The organism is Ponticaulis profundi (assembly GCF_042659465.1).
GTDB classification, from domain to species: Bacteria; Pseudomonadota; Alphaproteobacteria; order Caulobacterales; family Hyphomonadaceae; genus Ponticaulis; species Ponticaulis profundi.
In genome coordinates, this window is record NZ_JBHSSW010000066.1 from 429,799 (window position 1) to 447,525 (window position 17,727).

A 17,727-nucleotide genomic window follows, 5' to 3' on the forward strand; every position below is an offset into this window, starting at 1 on the left:
GATCCATTTTGAGTCGCGTTTTGTTCTACATCCGTTCGATCAATACGTCAATCTGTTCCAGCATTTACTAAGGCATGTACCGCTGATTCACGATCTGTTTCCTTCATCAGGCTTTCGCCGATAAGAAATCGCCGAAAACCGGACTGCCGCAGTCGTTTGATATCCTCTGAATCACGGACACCGCTTTCAGATACCATCTCCAACTCCGGCGCATGCCTGGCAAGCACCTCTGACACGCCAAGATCTGTCTTCATCGCTTTGAGGTCCCGATTGTTCACGCCAATCAAGGACGCATCAAGCGCAATAGCGCGATCAAGCTCCCTTGAATCATGAACCTCCGTCAGAACATCCATCCCGAATGAGACCGCCGTCGCAATAAGCTCGCGCGCCAAGCCATCGTCGAGCGCCGAAAGGATAACGAGAATACAGTCAGCGCCGTAAGCACGCGCTTCGACAATCTGGATCGGATCGATCATAAAATCTTTTCGCAGGATTGGCATAGAAACCGCGCTACGGATGGTCTCTAAATCTTCAAGCGTACCGCCAAAGCTCGGAAAATCAGTCAGGACAGACAGACAAGCCGCACCGCCGTTTTCGTACTCACGAACGATCTGAAGCGGGTCGGCGCCTGGTAGAATATCCCCGGCAGACGGACTTTTGCGCTTCATCTCACAAATCAGAGCGTTCTGGCCGGCGCTGGCGATCTCCCGAAGGCGTGCATCAAACCCTCGAGGAGATTCTTGCGCAGAAGCTCTAGCCTCAAGCTCAGCCACAGTTGTCTGCGCCTTGAGCACCGCGACTTCATCACGCTTGTATTCGATTATTCGATCAAGAGCCGTAGCCATCACGACTGACCTCCTGAAACCCGAACAAGTGTTTCCAGACAGGCTTTCGCACGGCCATCATCGATGCACGCAAGTGCTTGGGACATTCCCTCCTCAAGCGAGGATGCCAAGTCCAGCAAATGAAGACCAGCACCTGCATTTAGAGCAACAGCATCCCGGAATGGCCCTGCTACTCCTGAAAGCAGGTCTCTTATCTGTTCAGCGTTGTATTCAGGCGTTCCGCCTTGCAGCGAACTGAGCGGAGAAGCCGAAAGGCCAACATCCTTGGGATACAGTGAGAACTCCCGAAGTTGGCCGCGCTCCACTTCAATGACCTTCGTCTCACCCGCAATGGACAGTTCATCAATGGCGCGATCGCCATCGTGAACGCCATGCACGACCCAGGCGCGTTTTACGCCGAGGTCCCTCAGCGTTTCCGCCATTGGTCGAAGCCATTGGTCGTCAAAAACGCCCAAAATCTGGTGTGTTGCCGAGGCCGGATTGGAAAGAGGACCGAGCATATTAAATACGGTACGTATGCCGAGGCTCGCTCGAATTGGCGCCACAAAGCGCATAGCGGAGTGGTGGCTTCGCGCGAACAAAAATCCAACGCCTGCCTCATCCAGACAGGCACGGAATGTCTGCTCATCAGGCTCCAACTCAACGCCCAAAGCTTCCAGTACATCAGCTGAGCCCGTTTTAGGGGGAACCGATCTATTACCATGTTTAGCAACTTTTCCGCCGCACGCTGCAATCACTAACGCGCTTGCAGTCGATGTATTTAGACTAGTCCAGCCCAGACCACCGGTTCCGCATGTATCGAGCACATCGCCATCGAGTTCGATCGTGCGTGCGTTCTCACGCATAACACGCGCCCCGGCGAGCAATTCAGCGCTTGTCTCGCCCCTGACTGCAAGCCCCATCAGGAAGGCCGCTATGTGTTCTGGCGCAGACTGACCGGTCAGAATTTCCGTGAATGATCGCTCCAGAAAACTGACTGATAATTCCTCGTGGCGGGCAATTGCCTTAATGGCTTGGGAAATTGCTTTCTCTTCCATCACGAGCGCACCACTTTCATGAAGTTCTCAAGCATTGCATGGCCGTGCTCTGTCTTGATGCTTTCCGGATGAAACTGAACGCCAAAGACGGGACGATCACGGTGATGAACACCCATGATTTCTCCATCGTCAGTGACAGCATCCGCGATGAGCGTTGAAGGCAGGCTTGGAGGATCAATCGCCAGCGAATGATAGCGCACAACTTCGAACGATTTAGGCAGACCAGCCAAAACGCCACCGCCATAATTCGTGATTGTGCTCAGTTTGCCGTGGCGAATCTCACGTGCGGTAACGATCTCACCGCCTTCTGCCTGACCGATTGACTGATGTCCCAGACAGACACCCAGAATGGGTAAGTCTTTAGGGGCTTGTTTCACGAACTCGACGCAAATTCCAGCTTCGTTCGGCGTACACGGCCCTGGAGAAAGCACCACTCCCTCCGGTTTCAGCGCCAGCGCTTCTTCAACCGTCAATTCGTCGTTTCGAACGACTTTCAGCTCGGCCCCAACATCTGCAAGATAGTGCGCCAGATTGTAGGTGAAGCTGTCATAGTTATCGATGAGCAGGATCATCGGTTCCCCTCATAACGGCTAGCCATTTCAGCGGCACGTTTCAGAGCCTGAGACTTGTGCATGGTCTCCTGGTATTCGTATTCCGGATCGCTATCGAGAACGACACCGCCACCAGCCTGAATATGCAGTTGTCCATTCTGAAGCACGGCTGTTCTAAGCGCGATGCAGGTGTCGAGATCACCTTTCCAGCCAAAATATCCCACCGCGCCTCCATAAACGCCGCGAGAATTGCCTTCCAGTTCATCAATGATCTGCATAGCGCGAATTTTCGGCGCGCCAGAAACTGTACCAGCAGGAAAGCCAGCCATAAGTGCGTCTTTCAAAGTCTTGTCCGCCCGAAGGTTTCCTTCAACCTGAGATACGATGTGCATGACGTGACTATAGTGTTCAACAACGAACGATTCGGTCACTTCAACACTGCCGTATTCACAAACGCGCCCTACGTCATTCCGGCCAAGGTCCAACAGCATCAAATGCTCTGCACATTCTTTCTCATCACTCAGCAAATCCTGCTGTCGACGAAGATTTTCGGCCTTATCATCGGACCGCGGGCGTGTTCCTGCAATTGGTCGAACCGACATGCGGCCATCTCTGACACGCACCAGAATTTCAGGGCTTGAGCCAACCAGCTGCGTGTCACCAAATCGCATGTGAAACATGAAGGCAGACGGATTGAGCGCGCGCAGAGAGCGATAGAAAGCCAAAGATGAATAAGGGTAATTTGCCGTAAATCGCTGGCTTGGGACAACCTGGAAGATATCTCCAGCGCGAATATAACGCCGAGCACTTTCCACGATGTCATGATAAGCATCGAGGCTTTTATTGGACTCAAACGCTAACGATCGCTCGCTCTGACCGCGAGGCGTTGCTGGCGTAGGCCGATCAAGCGCCTCTTCGACTTCATCAAGAGCAGCATTCGTTCGTGCCTCTTCGACCGTAGGCTCTCCATCAAGTCGCACAGCGCCCACAAGAATGAGTTCCTGGTGAAGGTGGTCAAAGATCAGAACGACCTTTGGTCGGACGAGAAGCGCTTCCGGAACCTCAAAGTCAGAAGGTGGCTTTTTCCCGACAGGCTCGAAATAACGAACCATGTCATAGCCCAGATATCCAAACGCACCCGAGGCCATTGGGGGAAGGTCTTCATCACTTTCAGCGCGAGCTTCATTCGCAAACCGGTCAAGGTCATCGAGCGGTTGATCAGAGCGAGATAATATTTGAGTGAAGGTCGCGTCCGAACTCGTCTCAGCAATCCCTTCATTGACGCGCCACCACAAATCCGGCTTCACGCCAATAAACGAATACCGTCCCAGTTGATGCCCGCCATGAATGGACTCAAACAGGAAATGGCCTGGTTCATTCGCCCCCAGTTTCAACAGGGCGCTGATCGGCGTTTCGGTATCTGCGATCCGCCGACGTGTAATCAATCGCGCTTTAGGTTTGGTCATTCCGTTACCTGAAGCTCTGAGAGATACGTTTCAATCATCTGAGAGTTGATCTCGTAATCAATATTTTTCTCAGCTTCGCTCGACAGCCCCCGAAGCAAGTCATTGCTGATGACCGGAACGAGATTGGCGCGCGTTTCAGAGCGCATATTTTCCAAAGCCTGTGCGTCCGGAACCTGAATGGCCTCAACAGTCCCGATCAGAAGCCCGGACTGCAATGGCGCAGCAAATGCTTCATCGAGTTTCGCACTAAAAATCTGCCCGACTGCGCTTTGGGAGAAGCCAAGCGCTGCGCCTGATTGGCGCGTAATAGCCTGAGGCGGACGCTCCACCGAGCGATCAAGCGCTTCCGCCTCAACCGTTAGAGAAGACGCACCGGAATCGATCCGCTCCTGAATACCTTCGACAAATTCAGCAAAAGCTTCCTGAGTCCGGCGTATTTGAAGCGCATTACGGAGTTCTTCGCGAATCTCATCAAGTTCAGGAATGCGCGGCTCAACGATTTTATCGAGCTGGATAACATACTGTGTTCCTTCACCTTCGCGTCGGTCGCTTGTCTCATTCGGGAAAAGTTGGAAGCCATACTCCAGCGCACCCTCGAGAGTAGACAGATTGCGAATGAGCATGCCGTCTTTCGTGCGGCCGCGCTGATCAACGGGCGGGTAGGTGAATACCGGAGAGCCCAGAATGTCGGCCATCTCCTCGACCTTCAAGCCTGCACCGACAGCATCGTCAATGTCATCAATGGCACGTGTGAGCATGCGTTGCGCGCGCGACGAGGTGAGCTCTCGACGAATCTCTTCCTTCACGTCTTCGAATGGAATGGCTTCACCTGCTTCTTCCTCGGTAACACGGAAAAGTGCCCAGCGACCGTCCAGCGCCTGTACTGGCCCGCTCCACACATTCACAGGAGATTGGAACACAGCCTGCGCCAGCGCCTGATCAGAAATTTCGGACTGTTCGCTGGTGACGGGCGCTTCAACGCGCGCAGCCCCATCGGTTACAACGGAGGCGAAGTCATTTCCGCCCAGCAGTGGACCAAGCGCCTGACGCGCACGGTCCGGATCGTCAAACCGGGCAACTTCGTATGTTCTTGTTCCCGGTAATGAAAAGCGACGTTGCTGCGCTTCATACTCATTGCGGAGGTCAGCATCATCGATTGTCACCTGATGATAGAAATCAGTTTCATTGAGAGCGATCACAGAAAACTGGCGGCGTTCAGGCTCGGTTAGCGCGGCTTCACTTTCGGCATAAAACGCTTCCAGCTCCTCATCCGTTGGAGGATCGACCGCTTCTGGAAGATCTTCAGGAGTCGTGATGAAGAAAGCGATATTGCGCGCTTCCGCCTGATAAATGTTCCAGAGGTCGGAGATCGCATCAGACGGCTGAAGTGCCGCACTGATACCATTCTCAACGAGATCAAACGTCAAATCATCCAGAATCGCACGCTCGAACTGGGTTTCCGAATAGCCTTGCTGCGCGATGAGATTACGGAACGTATCGACGTCGAACTCACCGGTGATCTCGTTTCTCGCTGCGTCCATGGATCGAACAAGCTGCGTCGCCGCCTTGTCGCTGGCGCTAATGCCGAGCTTGTCGAAATATGCCGCTGTCAACTGCCGATCAGCGAGAAGATTGATGATCTGGTCCAGGCGTCCGCTTTGAACCAGATCTTGTTTCGTGACATCATTGCCCTGATTTTGCTGTGAGCGAACAAAGTTGTTCGCGTACCGGTCCACATCCGACACTTCGACGGTGCGATTTCCAGCTTTCACAAGGCTCGCACCAAGCCCCGGTTTGAAGATGTCAGTAATGCCCCAAACCGCCAAACTGAGGATAAGAAGACCAATCAGGACCAAAGCAACTTTGGATCGGATAAGATTTCGAAATACAGTCAGCATACTTTCTCGGCTTTCAGGACAATCGCGTTTTGAATTCTTGCACGCTCAAGAATGGCTTGCTAGGCGGGATTACGGTCACATTCAAGATGGAACGAGAACATGCCAAAGCGTTTGATTGCCGGAAACTGGAAAATGAACGGCTTGAAAGCAGCCGTGAGCGAAGCAGAGACTGTCGCCAAGAGCCTTTCTGAGCAATCTGCAGATTGCGATGTTTTAATCTGTCCACCCGCAACGCTGATCGCGGTTTTCGAAGAAAAACTGACCGGCACAGCTGTGCAGTATGGCGGTCAGGACTGCCACACAAACGAATCTGGCGCCCACACAGGTGACATCAGTGCTGAGATGCTAGCCGACCTAGGGTGCGCATTCGGCATTGTCGGGCACTCTGAACGACGCACGGATCACGGCGAAACGAATGATGAGGTGAAGGCCAAAGCCTACGCGCTGACACGCGCCAATGTTCTGCCAATCATCTGCATTGGTGAAACGCAGTCCGAACGTGAATCCGGGAACACTTTGAAGGTCCTGACCGAGCAGGTAGAAAACTCGGTCCCAACGGATCTCGACGGCACCAAAATGGTCGTCGCATATGAACCCGTATGGGCGATTGGCACGGGGCTCGTACCTGAACTGAGCGATATCGAGGAGGCTCACAACCATATTCGCGCAACCCTCACGAATATGGGGATCGCGAACGCAGACGAGATTCGTCTTCTCTATGGCGGTTCAGTGAAACCAGGCAATGCAGGTGAAATCCTCACTGTCTCGAATGTGAACGGCGCACTGGTTGGTGGCGCGAGCCTGAAAGCAGCAGATTTTCTGGGAATTATTCGCGCCTGAGCGATAGTTTTTAGGTAAGTTCTTGCGACTAGGGCTTGGCGAAACCACCTTCGGGTAGTAACGGAAGCCGCTTCGGTTCCGAGGAAAGCAGGAAATCATGGAAAACGTTCTACTGGTCGTTCATATCCTGACATGTATCGCACTGATTTGTGTGGTGCTGCTTCAGCGTTCAGAAGGCGGCGCTCTCGGCATTGGCGGCGGCGGTGGCGGCGGCCTCGTATCAGGTCGCGGTGCTGCATCCATGCTGACACGCATTACCATGATCCTTGCCGGCGTTTTCGTTGCAACGAGCCTCATCCTCACCACGATCGCAACACGCAGCAATCAAAGCACAAGTTCGCTGGGTGACGCAGCAGCGGCGGAAGACGCTTCCGACCTCGATCTACCATCAGATATCGGGCCCGCCTTGCCGCCAGCAAGCGACCTTGATGAATCATCAGCACCCGCAACCGAAGCTCCGTCTGACCTTGATCCTGCACCACAGACGGAAACGACTCCGGCGCCGGAAACGACACCGGAACAATAAACTATCATCGCGAGCGAACGCTTTTCGCTCGCTTCGCTCAACGAATCTGAACATCCTGAGTGTCCATGACGCGATATATTTTCATTACGGGCGGCGTGGTTTCTTCCCTTGGGAAAGGCATTGCCTCAGCGGCGCTGGGAGCTCTGCTCCAGGCGCGCGGTTATCGGGTAAGGCTGCGCAAGCTTGACCCTTACCTCAATGTCGATCCTGGCACTATGTCGCCATATCAGCATGGCGAAGTCTATGTGACGGAAGACGGCGCCGAGACTGACCTCGATCTAGGCCACTATGAGCGGTTCACGGGCGTTTCCGCCAGACAATCCGATAATGTAACGACCGGTCGAATCTATCAGACGATTCTGGAGAAAGAGCGTCGCGGCGATTTTCTGGGGGCGACCATTCAGGTCATTCCGCATGTTACAGACGCCATCAAGAACTTCGTTCTGAGCGAAGTCGAGGATGTTGATTTCGTATTGTGTGAAATCGGCGGCACAGTCGGTGATATCGAAGGCCTTCCATTCTTCGAAGCAATCCGTCAGCTCGGCCAGGAGCTCGGCCCAGATAAGGCGGTCTTTATCCATCTGACGCTCCTGCCATACATTCCAAGCGCAGGCGAAATGAAGACCAAGCCAACGCAGCACTCAGTGAAAGAGTTGCGTTCGATCGGTATTCAGCCAGACATTCTTTTGTGTCGTTGTGACCGCCCAATTCCGTCAGATGAAAAGCGCAAGATTGCACTGTTCTGTAACGTCCGACAGGAGAGTGTCATCGAAGCGCGCGATGTCGATTTCATCTACGAAGCCCCACTCGAGTATCACTCGCAGGGCCTCGACCGCGAAGTCCTGCACCATTTTCGTATGACCGGCGCTCCTGCGCCCGATCTCGAAAAATGGAACGACATTTCCGCACGTCTGCGCAAGCCAGACGGCGAAGTGCGTATTGCGCTTGTGGGCAAGTACACCGTCCTTCCGGATGCCTATAAATCTGTACTGGAAGCGCTCCAGCATGGCGGTCTGGCGAATCAGGTGAAAGTCAAAACCACGCTGATCGATTCAACGCCGCTCGATGCGGAGAACGCTGACCTGTCCGTTCTGGACGAATATCACGGCATCATTCTTCCTGGTGGTTTCGGTGAACGCGGCGCCATCGGGATTATGCGGGCTGCGCGTTTTGCCCGAGAGAACAAGATACCGTGTTTTGGCATTTGCTTCGGCATGCAGCTCGCGACGATTGAGCTTGCGCAGAATGTTGCGGGCCTCAAGGGGGCAGGGACCACAGAGTTTCAGAATCCAGACATCCCTATGGTCGGCTTCATTGAGGAGTGGGCACGTGGGAACGCCGTCGAATCACGGTCGCAGGATGGTGATCTTGGCGGAACGATGCGCCTGGGCGCATATCCCGCACGCCTGAAAGAAGGCAGCAAGGTTGCAGAAGCCTATGGCACGCTCGACATCAGCGAACGTCACCGTCACCGGTATGAGGTGAACGTAAACTTCAAGGATGCGCTCGAAGCCGCAAACATCTCAATTTCCGGACTCTCACCAGATGGTCGTCTGCCGGAAATTGTTGAATTGCCGAACCATCCATGGTTTGTCGGCGTGCAGTTCCACCCGGAACTGAAATCTCGACCATTCGAACCGCATCCGCTGTTTGCCAGCTTCATTCATGCATCCATGAAGTACAGCCGGTTGGTCTGATCGGAAAATCTGCCTTCTACACAAGAGATGGCTTGAAGTTTTTGCTCCAAAGTGTATTAAGCGCGCTTTGGTTTCCGGGCCTGACGGCCCATCGTACGAATTTTGGGAATTTTATCATGGCTGTTCCTAAGCGAAAGACGACACCGTCCAAGCGCAACATGCGTCGCTCTCACGATCGTCTGCCTGTGAACACTTACATCGAAGACGCAGATTCTGGTGAACTGCGCCGTCCACACCACATCGACCTGAAAACAGGTATGTATCGTGGTCGACAAGTGCTTGAACCAAAAGACGACTAGGTCCATTAGGTCTCTCAGAAATTTTTAATGAGGGACCACAATGACTGAAATCGTCGATATCTATGCACGAGAGATCCTGGACAGCCGGGGCAATCCGACTGTTGAAGTAGAAGTCACACTGGAAGACGGATCGCTCGGCCGAGCTGCTGTTCCTTCCGGTGCTTCTACCGGCCTGCACGAAGCACACGAACTTCGCGATGGCGGCGATCGTTATGGCGGCAAAGGTGTGCGCAAAGCCGTGGAAGCTGTAAACAGCGAGATTTTCCACGCAATTTCTGGCATGGAAGCAGAAGATCAGCGTCGTCTTGATTTGACCCTGATCGAACTCGACGGAACCGAGAACAAGTCTCGCCTCGGCGCGAATGCGCTTCTCGGTGTCTCGCTTGCGAACGCACATGCTGCAGCTGAGGCTGCCGGTCTCCCTCTCTATCGCTATGTAGGCGGCGCCAATGCCTGCATTCTGCCGACACCAATGATGAACATCATCAATGGCGGCGAGCATGCTGATAACCCGATCGATGTTCAGGAATTCATGATCATGCCTGTCGGCGCATCAAGCCTTTCTGAAGCGGTGCGCATGGGCGCTGAGGTTTTCCACTCTCTGAAGAAATCTCTTCAGGCTGAAGGACACAACACCAATGTAGGTGATGAAGGCGGCTTCGCGCCAAACCTTTCGTCAACAGAAGACGCGATCAGCTTCATTCTGAAATCGATTGAGAAAGCTGGCTACACGCCAGGCGAAGAATGCGTGCTTGCGCTTGATGTGGCATCTACGGAGTTTTTCTCAAAAGGCAAATACACGCTGGCTGGCGAGGGCAAGACGCTCGGCTCTGAAGAAATGGCACGCTACCTCGAAGATCTGGTCGCAAAATATCCGATCGTATCTATCGAAGACGGCATGGCTGAAGACGACTGGGAAGGCTGGGTCGCTCTGACACAAGCAGTTGGCAATAAGTGCCAGCTCGTCGGCGACGACCTTTTCGTCACCAATCCGAAGCGCCTTGCAATGGGCCTCGAAAAAGGCGCAGCAAACTCCATTCTGGTCAAAGTGAATCAGATCGGCACGCTCACAGAAACCCTCGACGCCGTCGCGCTGGCACAGCGCAACTCTTACTCTGCCGTCATGTCTCACCGCTCAGGCGAAACTGAGGATACGACCATTGCTGATCTGGCTGTCGCTACGAATTGCGGTCAGATTAAAACTGGCTCACTTGCACGTTCTGACCGACTGGCGAAATACAACCAGCTCATTCGCATTGAAGAAGAACTGGACGAGCAAGGCATGTATGCTGGCATGGGCACGATCAAAGCCGGTTAACGCTTTCCTAAGCGGCTTCTGCAATCCTTCGGGATTGCGGAGGCCATAAGGATGAGAATCGGACCAGTTGGGATCGCGCTGATCGGCGCCATATCCTATTTGTCTTACCATGCGGTCGCGGGAAAGCAGGGGCTTTCAAGCTGGTCTGAGATGCAATTGCGTGAAAGTGAGCTCGAAGCGAAGTTCGAAGCCCTTAAGGTTGAACAGTCCGATTTACGAGATAAAGTTCAGCGTCTTTACGACGAATCTCTGGACGAAGACTACCTTGAGGAGCTGGCGCGTCTTCAGTTTCATTTCGTCTATCAGGACGAATATCTGCTAGAACCACCCGCTACGTCAGCGCAGCTACCCGAAAACGAAGACCTATTTACCCTTAGCAATTCTCGTTTTTGACTTATATTTCTCCCAAATAGGGAGATTGGGTTTGAGCAAATCTACCAAGACGACAAAACCTGCTTCTGTCTCCACAGAAGACAAACTGAAGTTTTATAAGGACATGCTCCTTATCCGGCGATTTGAAGAAAAAGCGGGCCAGCTTTATGGCCGAGGCCTCATCGCTGGTTTCTGCCATCTCTACATCGGACAGGAAGCTGTCGTAGTTGGCATGCAAAGCTGCATAGAGGATGGTGACCAGGTCGTGACGGGCTATCGTGATCACGGTCACATGCTGGCCTGCGGAATGGATCCTGATGGCGTTATGGCTGAGCTTACCGGTCGCGAGGGCGGCTATTCAAAAGGTAAGGGTGGCTCAATGCACATGTTCTCTCGTGAGAAAGACTTTTACGGCGGGCACGGCATTGTTGGTGCACAGGTACCGATCGGCACAGGTTTGGCATTCTCGAACAAGTATCGCGAAAACAACAAAGTCAGCCTGACATATTTCGGCGACGGCGCTGCGAACCAGGGGCAGGTTTATGAAGCCTTCAACATGGCTTCGCTCTGGAAACTGCCTGCCATCTACATCATCGAAAACAATATGTACGCCATGGGTACCAGCGTGGCTCGCCATGCTTCCGAGACAGAACTCTATAAGCGCGGCATCTCCTTCGAAATCGAAGGCATGGAAGTCGATGGCATGGATGTTCTCAAAGTTCGCGAGGCCGGACAGAAAGCCGTTGAGCATGCACGCTCCGGCAAAGGTCCGTTTATCCTCGAAATGAAAACTTATCGCTATCGCGGACACTCCATGTCTGACCCGGCCAAATACCGCAAACGTGAAGAAGTTGACGACATCCGCTCTCACCATGACCCCATTGATGGTTTGAAAAAGCAACTTCTCGAAGCTGAGGAAGCGACTGAGGCTGAACTGAAGGAACTCGATAAAGAGATCAAAGCGATTGTTGGAAAATCGGTCGACTTTGCACAAGAAAGCCCACTGCCTGACCCGTCCGAACTCTGGACGGATGTGCTTGTTGAGACGGAGAACGCATAATGGCGATTGAGATTTTGATGCCCGCGCTGTCTCCAACAATGGAAGAAGGCACGCTTTCGAAATGGCTGAAAAATGAAGGCGACGAAATTCAGTCCGGTGACGTCATCGCCGAGATTGAAACCGACAAAGCGACCATGGAAGTCGAGGCTGTCGATGAAGGCGTTTTGGCGAAAATTCTGATCCCAGCTGGAACAGAGAATGTCAAAGTGAACAGCGTCATCGCTATGCTCGCAGAAGAAGGCGAAGATGCGTCGGCAGTGGACGCGCCAAAACAGGATGAGTCGTCTAAACCTGAGCCTTCTGACGACGAGCAAACGGAAGAAGCTTCTAACAGTTCAGAACAAAGCCAGTCGGTTGAACCGCCGCACGCGTCAAAGCTGATTGAACCTGACGTGCCGGAGGGCACGACTTTCAAATCAACTGCCGTGCGCGACGCACTTCGTGATGCGATGGCTGAAGAAATGCGACGTGACGAGACTGTTTTCGTCATGGGCGAGGAAGTTGCCGAATATCAGGGCGCTTATAAAGTCACACGCGAATTGCTTCAGGAGTTTGGTGGCAAGCGTGTGGTTGATACACCTATCACAGAGCACGGGTTTGCCGGCCTTGGCGTTGGTGCAGCCTTCGGAAAACTGAAACCAATCGTCGAGTTCATGACGTTCAACTTCGCCATGCAGGCGATTGACCAAATCATCAACTCTGCGGCCAAGACGCTCTACATGTCTGGCGGGCAAATGGGTTGCTCGATCGTATTCCGTGGCCCGAACGGCGCGGCTTCACGCGTCGGCGCACAACACAGCCAGGATTACTCAGCCTGGTACGCACACGTGCCAGGGCTTAAAGTGGTTGCCCCATATGATGCCGCGGACGCTAAGGGGCTCTTGAAAGCCGCTATTCGAGATCCAAACCCGGTCGTCTTTCTCGAGCATGAGATGCTTTACGGTGAGAGTTTCGATGTTCCGGAGCTTGATGACTGGATCCTGCCCATCGGCAAAGCGAAGATCAAACGCGAAGGTAGCGATGTGACGCTGGTCGCTCACTCCCGCATGGTCGGATTTGCACTGCAAGCTGCAGAAATCCTTGCCGACGAAGGCATTGACGCCGAGGTCATCGACCTTCGCACGCTTCGTCCATTGGACACCGATACGGTCGTTGAGAGCGTGAAAAAGACAAACCGTCTTGTCTGTTGCGAAGAAGGCTGGCGCTTTATGGGCGTCGGGGCCGAAATCGCCGCGACCGTTGTCAACGAAGCTTTCGATTATCTGGATGCACCACCTGTGCGGGTTCACCAGAAAGACGTTCCGCTGCCGTATGCGGAAAATCTTGAGAAGCTCTCATTGCCGGGTGTCGAAGACATTCTGGAAGCCGCCCGCGCTGTCTGCGAAGGTCTTTAGGAGGACGTCATGGCTATTAATATCACCATGCCTGCACTGTCTCCCACCATGGAGGAGGGCACGCTTTCAAAATGGCTCGTCAAACCAGGCGATACGATATCCTCCGGAGACGTAATCGCTGAAATCGAAACCGACAAGGCAACGATGGAGGTTGAAGCAGTCGATGAAGGCATACTGGCCAAAATCCTGATCGACGCCGGTACCGAAGGCGTGAAAGTCAATTCCGTTATCGCTGTGCTGGCAGAAGAGGGAGAGAATCCTGACGACGTCGAAGCCAATGATGAAGACACTGCACCTGAAGCAAAATCTGGTGAAGCTTCTAACGAGGAAAAGAAGGAAGTCGCTCCACCAAAGGACGACACTCCTGCCAAACCAGAGAAGTCTTCGAAAAAGCAGGCTGTCGAACTGGACACATCAGGCAAACTTCAAAGCGTTGGCTCCGGGAAAGACCGCATCAAGGCAAGCCCTCTGGCGCGGCGTATCGCAGAACAAAAAGGTGTGGACCTTTCAGGCCTGAAAGGCTCGGGTCCACATGGACGAATTATCCGCAAGGATGTCGAAGCAGCAGAAACTGCTTCTGGTCAGCCGGATTCACCCGTTGCGTCTGTTGGCTCTCCGGACGGTCTGATCCTGCCTCAAGTCCTCGACGATCGCGTCTATGCGCCTGACAGCTACGAACTCGTACCGTTGGACGGTATGCGCAAGACGGTCGCCAAGCGTCTGACAACGAGCTTTATGCAAGTGCCACACTTCCCGCTCGAAGTGGACATCACGCTCGACAAACTGTTGGCGGCACGCGCAGCAATCAATGCAGCAGCACCAGAAGGCGTTAAGGTGTCTGTGAACGATATGCTGATCAAGGCATCTGCGCTCGCACTCATGACTGAGCCAGACTGCAATGCCAGCTATACAGATAAAGGTATCGCCTATCACAAAGGCGCGCATATCTCTGTTGCCGTTGCGATTGATGGCGGACTGATCACGCCCGTTATCCGGGACGCGGAGCAGAAGGGCCTGAGAGAGATATCAGAAGAGATGAAAGATCTCGCAACTCGCGCGCGTGACCGTAAGCTGAAACCACAAGAATACTCGGGTGGAACATTCTCAATTTCCAACCTTGGTATGTTCGGCATCAAGTCATTCGGCTCTATCATCAATCCGCCGGAAGGCATGATCATGTCCGTTGGCGCAGGTGAGAAACGAGCCGTCGTTCTGGAAGACGGAAGCCTTGCGGCGCGCAGCGTCATGACCGTAACGTTGACCTGTGACCACCGCGTCATCGGTGGCGCAGAAGGTGCGAAATGGCTGCAAGCCTTCAAGCGCTTTGTCGAAACGCCAGAAGCGATGCTGCTCTAAATTCAAAGGAACGCGCGCAGACTCCTGCCGCGCGTTCCAGACACACAATCCTGACGACAGGACACACACATGGCTGATAAATTTGATCTGATCGTAGTGGGCTCAGGGCCTGGGGGCTATGTCGCTGCCATTCGCGCAAGCCAGCTTGGACTGAAAACAGCGATCGTTGAGCGCGACGCGCTGGGCGGCGTCTGTCTAAACTGGGGCTGTATCCCAACGAAAGCCCTGCTGCGGACGTCCGAAGTCTATCACAACATGAAGCACGCAGAAGCATTCGGTCTGAAAGCAGAAGGCGTCAGCTTTGATCTCGATGCCGTTGTGAAGCGGTCACGCCAGATCGCCGGACAGCTATCTGGCGGCGTCAAACACCTGCTCAAGAAGAACAAGGTCACAGTGATTGAGGGAGAGGGACGCCTTGAGAAAGGCAAGCCCGCTCCCAAAGTGATCGTCAAAGGCAAAGACGGCAAAGACACCAGCCTGGAAGCAAAACATGTGATGCTGGCGACCGGCGCACGAGCGCGAACAATTCCTCAGGCCGGTCTGGAACCAGATGGAAAGTTTATCTGGACTGCAAAAGAAGCCATGGTGCCGGACACCATGCCCAAGAAGCTTCTCGTCATCGGTTCCGGTGCAATCGGTATTGAGTTTGCAAGCTTCTACAAGACCATGGGTGCCGACGTCACTGTCGTCGAGATGATGGACCGCATCCTCCCTGTGGAGGATGAAGAAATTTCCGCAATGGCGCTGAAATCGTTCAAAAAGGACGGCATGAAGGTGATAACAGGCGCTGCCGTTGATAGCGTGAAGCCCGGAAAAGACACCATTCAGGCAACCATCAAACCCAAGGACGGTAAGCAAACAACAGAATCATATGACCGCATCGTGCTCGCGATCGGCATTGTTGGAAATGTTGAAAATCTGGGACTGGAGGATCTTGGTGTGAAAGTTGACCGTTCACACGTGACTGTGGACGGATTCGGACAAACCAATGTTCCAGGACTTTATGCAATTGGGGATCTGACCGGACCTCCATGGCTCGCTCACAAAGCCAGCCACGAAGGGATTGTCTGCGTCGAGAAGATTGCTGGTAAGAACCCACATGCATTTGAAACCTGGAATATTCCTGGCTGCACCTATTGCCGTCCGCAAATTGCGTCAGTTGGTCTGACAGAAGCCAAAGCAAAAGAAACCGGCCACGACGTTAAGGTCGGTCGTTTCCCATTCATTGGAAATGGTAAAGCGATCGCGCTCGGCGAGCCTGAGGGTATGATCAAAACCGTGTTCGATGCGAAGACGGGAGAGTTGCTCGGTGCGCATATGATCGGTGCCGAGGTTACAGAGCTTATCCAGGGCTATGTGGTCGCTCGCCAAGGCGAGCTCACTGAAGGTGAGCTCATGGAGACTGTATTCCCGCACCCAACGCTCTCAGAGATGATGCATGAGAGTACGCTGGATGCATTTGGACGTGCAATCCACTACTAAGTCTGTTTCCCGGATAGTTCGAGCGCAAGTTTCGTCACAGTGCCGTAGTCGACCTTGCCAGTTCCCAGAACCGGTATCGCATCGACATGAAACACCTTGCGGGGAACAGAGAGCTCCGAAACACCGTGATTCTGCGCCCAGGCCAAAATGTCTGGGCGATTCACGTCCGAGCAATCTGACAACAGAATGATCTGCTCGCCTTTACGGGTATCCGGAACAGCAGCAGCGGCATGCATATTGTCAGGCCAGATCGCGGATGCGCAGTTCTCAACGACGGCCAGCGATACCATTTCCCCGCCGACCTTTGCGAAACGTTTCACGCGTCCACGGATGCGAATGAAGCCTTCTTTGTCGATCGTGACAATATCACCGGTGTCATGCCAACCATCTTTCGGCGGCTCAAGAACACCTGGCGAAGACGAACGCAAATATCCCTGCATGATGTTAGGGCCACGCACCCAAAGTCGGCCACCTTTGTCGATGCCCGGAACAGGCTCAAGCTTGTGTTCGACGCCAGACATGAACTGACCGACGGTGCCTGGTACATTTGCACCGACCGAATTCGCAGCCACAACAGGAGAAGCCTCGGTCGCACCATAACCTTCCAAAATCTCAATATTATATTTTTTCCGCACCATCTGGCGGGTCTCATCCCGAACACGCTCTGCGCCGCAAACCGCGAGGCGAAGTGACATCAGATCGCCTTGATCACCTGCGCGCGCATACTGGGAAATGAAGGTATCAGTCGCCAGAAGAACCGTGGTTCCGTGTTCGCGGATTCGGCGTGCAATCTCGCGCGGCTGGAGCGGGGAAGGGTGGAATACCGCTTTGATCCCGGCGACCAGTGGCAACACGGCTCCTACCGTCAAACCGAAACAGTGGAAGGTAGGAAGGGGATTAAATACGGAATCTGTTTCGGGGTAGAGGTCAATGTGTGAACGAACCTGTTCAACATTCGCCATTACATTTTCATGCGATAGGACAACGCCTTTAGGGTCACCTTCGGTGCCTGACGTAAAAAGCACCACGCCTGTTTCGTCGTGCCCTTGTGACGCTTTGAAGAGTGAAGGAATGAACGGCCCCAACGCTCCCGCGATTTTATCTTTCAGAGACAATTGTTCGCGGACATCTTCCAGATAGATGATTTCATAGCGGTCTGAGAGCTCTTCAATCAGCGGCTGCAGCTGTCCGATTTCAACAAACTTGTGCGCGGTTACAATTTTCGTAACATTGGCAGCCTGACCGGCCGCCTTGAGATTGCGACTACCAGCCGTGAAATTGAACATGGCCGGGATGCGCCCATAAGCGAGCAGCGCGTAAAACGCGATCACAGCGCCCGCGCCTGTCGGAAGCATCACCGCAACGTTCTCTTCTCTATCAGTGAAGCGACACAGCGCAGAGCCGAGACCGAATGCCGCGCGAACGACCTCGTCATAAGTCAATACGCGCTCGTCGCCATCGACGATAATCTCTTTCTTACCACCGAATTGGCGCCGCGCTCTCAAGAGACCTGAAAAGAGGTCAGTACGTGCCAGTTGAGGGCGAAAGGCGTAAGACGATGCCGCCATGCGTTCACTCCATGAAAC

The 17,727-nt window shown here is 53.6% G+C and carries 16 protein-coding genes; 10 read left to right on the forward strand and 6 right to left on the reverse strand.

Translation table 11 applies throughout. The annotated features are described in order from the left end of the window. Positions 1-47: 47 nt before the first annotated feature. The 5 genes from trpC to ACFQDM_RS18000 are packed head-to-tail and all read right to left on the reverse strand — an operon-like array spanning position 48 to position 5,797. Positions 48-845 (reverse strand): indole-3-glycerol phosphate synthase TrpC, encoded by a 798-nt coding sequence (gene trpC / locus ACFQDM_RS17980; protein ID WP_377381692.1) that lies wholly within the window; start codon positions 843-845, stop codon positions 48-50. After that, positions 845-1,882 carry an anthranilate phosphoribosyltransferase gene (gene trpD / locus ACFQDM_RS17985; RefSeq protein WP_377381694.1) on the reverse strand — a complete coding sequence of 346 codons (1,038 nt, stop codon included), beginning with the start codon at positions 1,880-1,882 and terminating at the stop codon, positions 845-847. The genes trpC and trpD overlap by 1 nt, the downstream gene beginning before the upstream one ends. Beyond that, on the reverse strand, positions 1,882-2,454 hold the full coding sequence (locus ACFQDM_RS17990; RefSeq protein WP_377381697.1) for an anthranilate synthase component II: 573 nt from the start codon (positions 2,452-2,454) through the stop codon (positions 1,882-1,884). The genes trpD and ACFQDM_RS17990 overlap by 1 nt, the downstream gene beginning before the upstream one ends. Beyond that, positions 2,451-3,899, reverse strand: coding sequence for an anthranilate synthase component I (gene trpE, locus ACFQDM_RS17995; protein ID WP_377381700.1), 1,449 nt, complete (start codon positions 3,897-3,899; stop codon positions 2,451-2,453). The genes ACFQDM_RS17990 and trpE overlap by 4 nt, the downstream gene beginning before the upstream one ends. After that, positions 3,896-5,797, reverse strand: coding sequence for a peptidylprolyl isomerase (locus ACFQDM_RS18000; RefSeq protein ID WP_377381703.1), 1,902 nt, complete (start codon positions 5,795-5,797; stop codon positions 3,896-3,898). Before ACFQDM_RS18000 ends, trpE begins: the two co-directional genes overlap by 4 nt. Before the next feature lie 99 nt (positions 5,798-5,896). On the opposite strand from ACFQDM_RS18000, the gene tpiA reads away from it, so the two are divergent. The 10 genes from tpiA to lpdA all read left to right on the forward strand — a co-directional run bounded on the left by tpiA (position 5,897) and on the right by lpdA (position 16,141). Beyond that, entirely contained in the window at positions 5,897-6,637 is a 741-nt protein-coding gene (gene tpiA, locus ACFQDM_RS18005; protein WP_377381706.1) for a triose-phosphate isomerase, read from the forward strand. A gap of 97 nt (positions 6,638-6,734) precedes the next feature. Continuing rightward, positions 6,735-7,163 (forward strand): preprotein translocase subunit SecG, encoded by a 429-nt coding sequence (gene secG, locus ACFQDM_RS18010; RefSeq protein ID WP_377381709.1) that lies wholly within the window; start codon positions 6,735-6,737, stop codon positions 7,161-7,163. A 65-nt stretch (positions 7,164-7,228) separates the two neighbouring features. Continuing rightward, the gene (locus tag ACFQDM_RS18015) at positions 7,229-8,860 is read left to right on the forward strand and encodes a CTP synthase (protein WP_377381711.1); all 1,632 of its coding nucleotides are present in this window, start codon (positions 7,229-7,231) and stop codon (positions 8,858-8,860) included. 116 nt (positions 8,861-8,976) lie between these two features. Continuing rightward, a complete protein-coding gene (rpmF, locus tag ACFQDM_RS18020) occupies positions 8,977-9,159 on the forward strand; it encodes a 50S ribosomal protein L32 (protein WP_377381714.1) in 183 nt (60 codons plus the stop codon). A gap of 40 nt (positions 9,160-9,199) precedes the next feature. After that, a complete protein-coding gene (gene eno / locus ACFQDM_RS18025; protein ID WP_377381717.1) occupies positions 9,200-10,477 on the forward strand; it encodes a phosphopyruvate hydratase in 1,278 nt (425 codons plus the stop codon). Positions 10,478-10,528: 51 nt separating this feature from the next. Continuing rightward, positions 10,529-10,870 carry an FtsB family cell division protein gene (locus tag ACFQDM_RS18030; protein WP_377381720.1) on the forward strand — a complete coding sequence of 114 codons (342 nt, stop codon included), beginning with the start codon at positions 10,529-10,531 and terminating at the stop codon, positions 10,868-10,870. Between the two features lie 31 nt (positions 10,871-10,901). Beyond that, on the forward strand, positions 10,902-11,909 hold the full coding sequence (gene pdhA, locus ACFQDM_RS18035; protein ID WP_377381722.1) for a pyruvate dehydrogenase (acetyl-transferring) E1 component subunit alpha: 1,008 nt from the start codon (positions 10,902-10,904) through the stop codon (positions 11,907-11,909). Next, positions 11,909-13,303 (forward strand): pyruvate dehydrogenase complex E1 component subunit beta, encoded by a 1,395-nt coding sequence (locus ACFQDM_RS18040; protein WP_377381724.1) that lies wholly within the window; start codon positions 11,909-11,911, stop codon positions 13,301-13,303. The genes pdhA and ACFQDM_RS18040 overlap by 1 nt, the downstream gene beginning before the upstream one ends. Positions 13,304-13,312: 9 nt before the next feature. Next, positions 13,313-14,659, forward strand: coding sequence for a pyruvate dehydrogenase complex dihydrolipoamide acetyltransferase (locus ACFQDM_RS18045; RefSeq protein WP_377381727.1), 1,347 nt, complete (start codon positions 13,313-13,315; stop codon positions 14,657-14,659). A 69-nt stretch (positions 14,660-14,728) separates the two neighbouring features. After that, positions 14,729-16,141: a dihydrolipoyl dehydrogenase gene (gene lpdA, locus ACFQDM_RS18050; RefSeq protein ID WP_377381730.1), complete on the forward strand. Its 1,413-nt coding sequence runs from the start codon at positions 14,729-14,731 to the stop codon at positions 16,139-16,141. Here the strand turns inward: lpdA and ACFQDM_RS18055 are convergent. Further along, positions 16,138-17,709 (reverse strand): AMP-binding protein, encoded by a 1,572-nt coding sequence (locus ACFQDM_RS18055; protein WP_377381732.1) that lies wholly within the window; start codon positions 17,707-17,709, stop codon positions 16,138-16,140. The genes lpdA and ACFQDM_RS18055 overlap by 4 nt on opposite strands. Positions 17,710-17,727 lie beyond the last annotated feature (18 nt).

Coding starts and splice junctions, on each gene's coding strand:
- trpC (WP_377381692.1), bottom strand. CDS start 845: ATGGCTACGGCTCTTGATCGAATAATCGAATACAAGCGTGATGAAGTC.
- trpD (WP_377381694.1), bottom strand. CDS start 1,882: ATGGAAGAGAAAGCAATTTCCCAAGCCATTAAGGCAATTGCCCGCCAC.
- ACFQDM_RS17990 (WP_377381697.1), bottom strand. CDS start 2,454: ATGATCCTGCTCATCGATAACTATGACAGCTTCACCTACAATCTGGCG.
- trpE (WP_377381700.1), bottom strand. CDS start 3,899: ATGACCAAACCTAAAGCGCGATTGATTACACGTCGGCGGATCGCAGAT.
- ACFQDM_RS18000 (WP_377381703.1), bottom strand. CDS start 5,797: ATGCTGACTGTATTTCGAAATCTTATCCGATCCAAAGTTGCTTTGGTC.
- tpiA (WP_377381706.1), top strand. CDS start 5,897: ATGCCAAAGCGTTTGATTGCCGGAAACTGGAAAATGAACGGCTTGAAA.
- secG (WP_377381709.1), top strand. CDS start 6,735: ATGGAAAACGTTCTACTGGTCGTTCATATCCTGACATGTATCGCACTG.
- ACFQDM_RS18015 (WP_377381711.1), top strand. CDS start 7,229: ATGACGCGATATATTTTCATTACGGGCGGCGTGGTTTCTTCCCTTGGG.
- rpmF (WP_377381714.1), top strand. CDS start 8,977: ATGGCTGTTCCTAAGCGAAAGACGACACCGTCCAAGCGCAACATGCGT.
- eno (WP_377381717.1), top strand. CDS start 9,200: ATGACTGAAATCGTCGATATCTATGCACGAGAGATCCTGGACAGCCGG.
- ACFQDM_RS18030 (WP_377381720.1), top strand. CDS start 10,529: ATGAGAATCGGACCAGTTGGGATCGCGCTGATCGGCGCCATATCCTAT.
- ACFQDM_RS18040 (WP_377381724.1), top strand. CDS start 11,909: ATGGCGATTGAGATTTTGATGCCCGCGCTGTCTCCAACAATGGAAGAA.
- ACFQDM_RS18045 (WP_377381727.1), top strand. CDS start 13,313: ATGGCTATTAATATCACCATGCCTGCACTGTCTCCCACCATGGAGGAG.
- lpdA (WP_377381730.1), top strand. CDS start 14,729: ATGGCTGATAAATTTGATCTGATCGTAGTGGGCTCAGGGCCTGGGGGC.
- ACFQDM_RS18055 (WP_377381732.1), bottom strand. CDS start 17,709: ATGGCGGCATCGTCTTACGCCTTTCGCCCTCAACTGGCACGTACTGAC.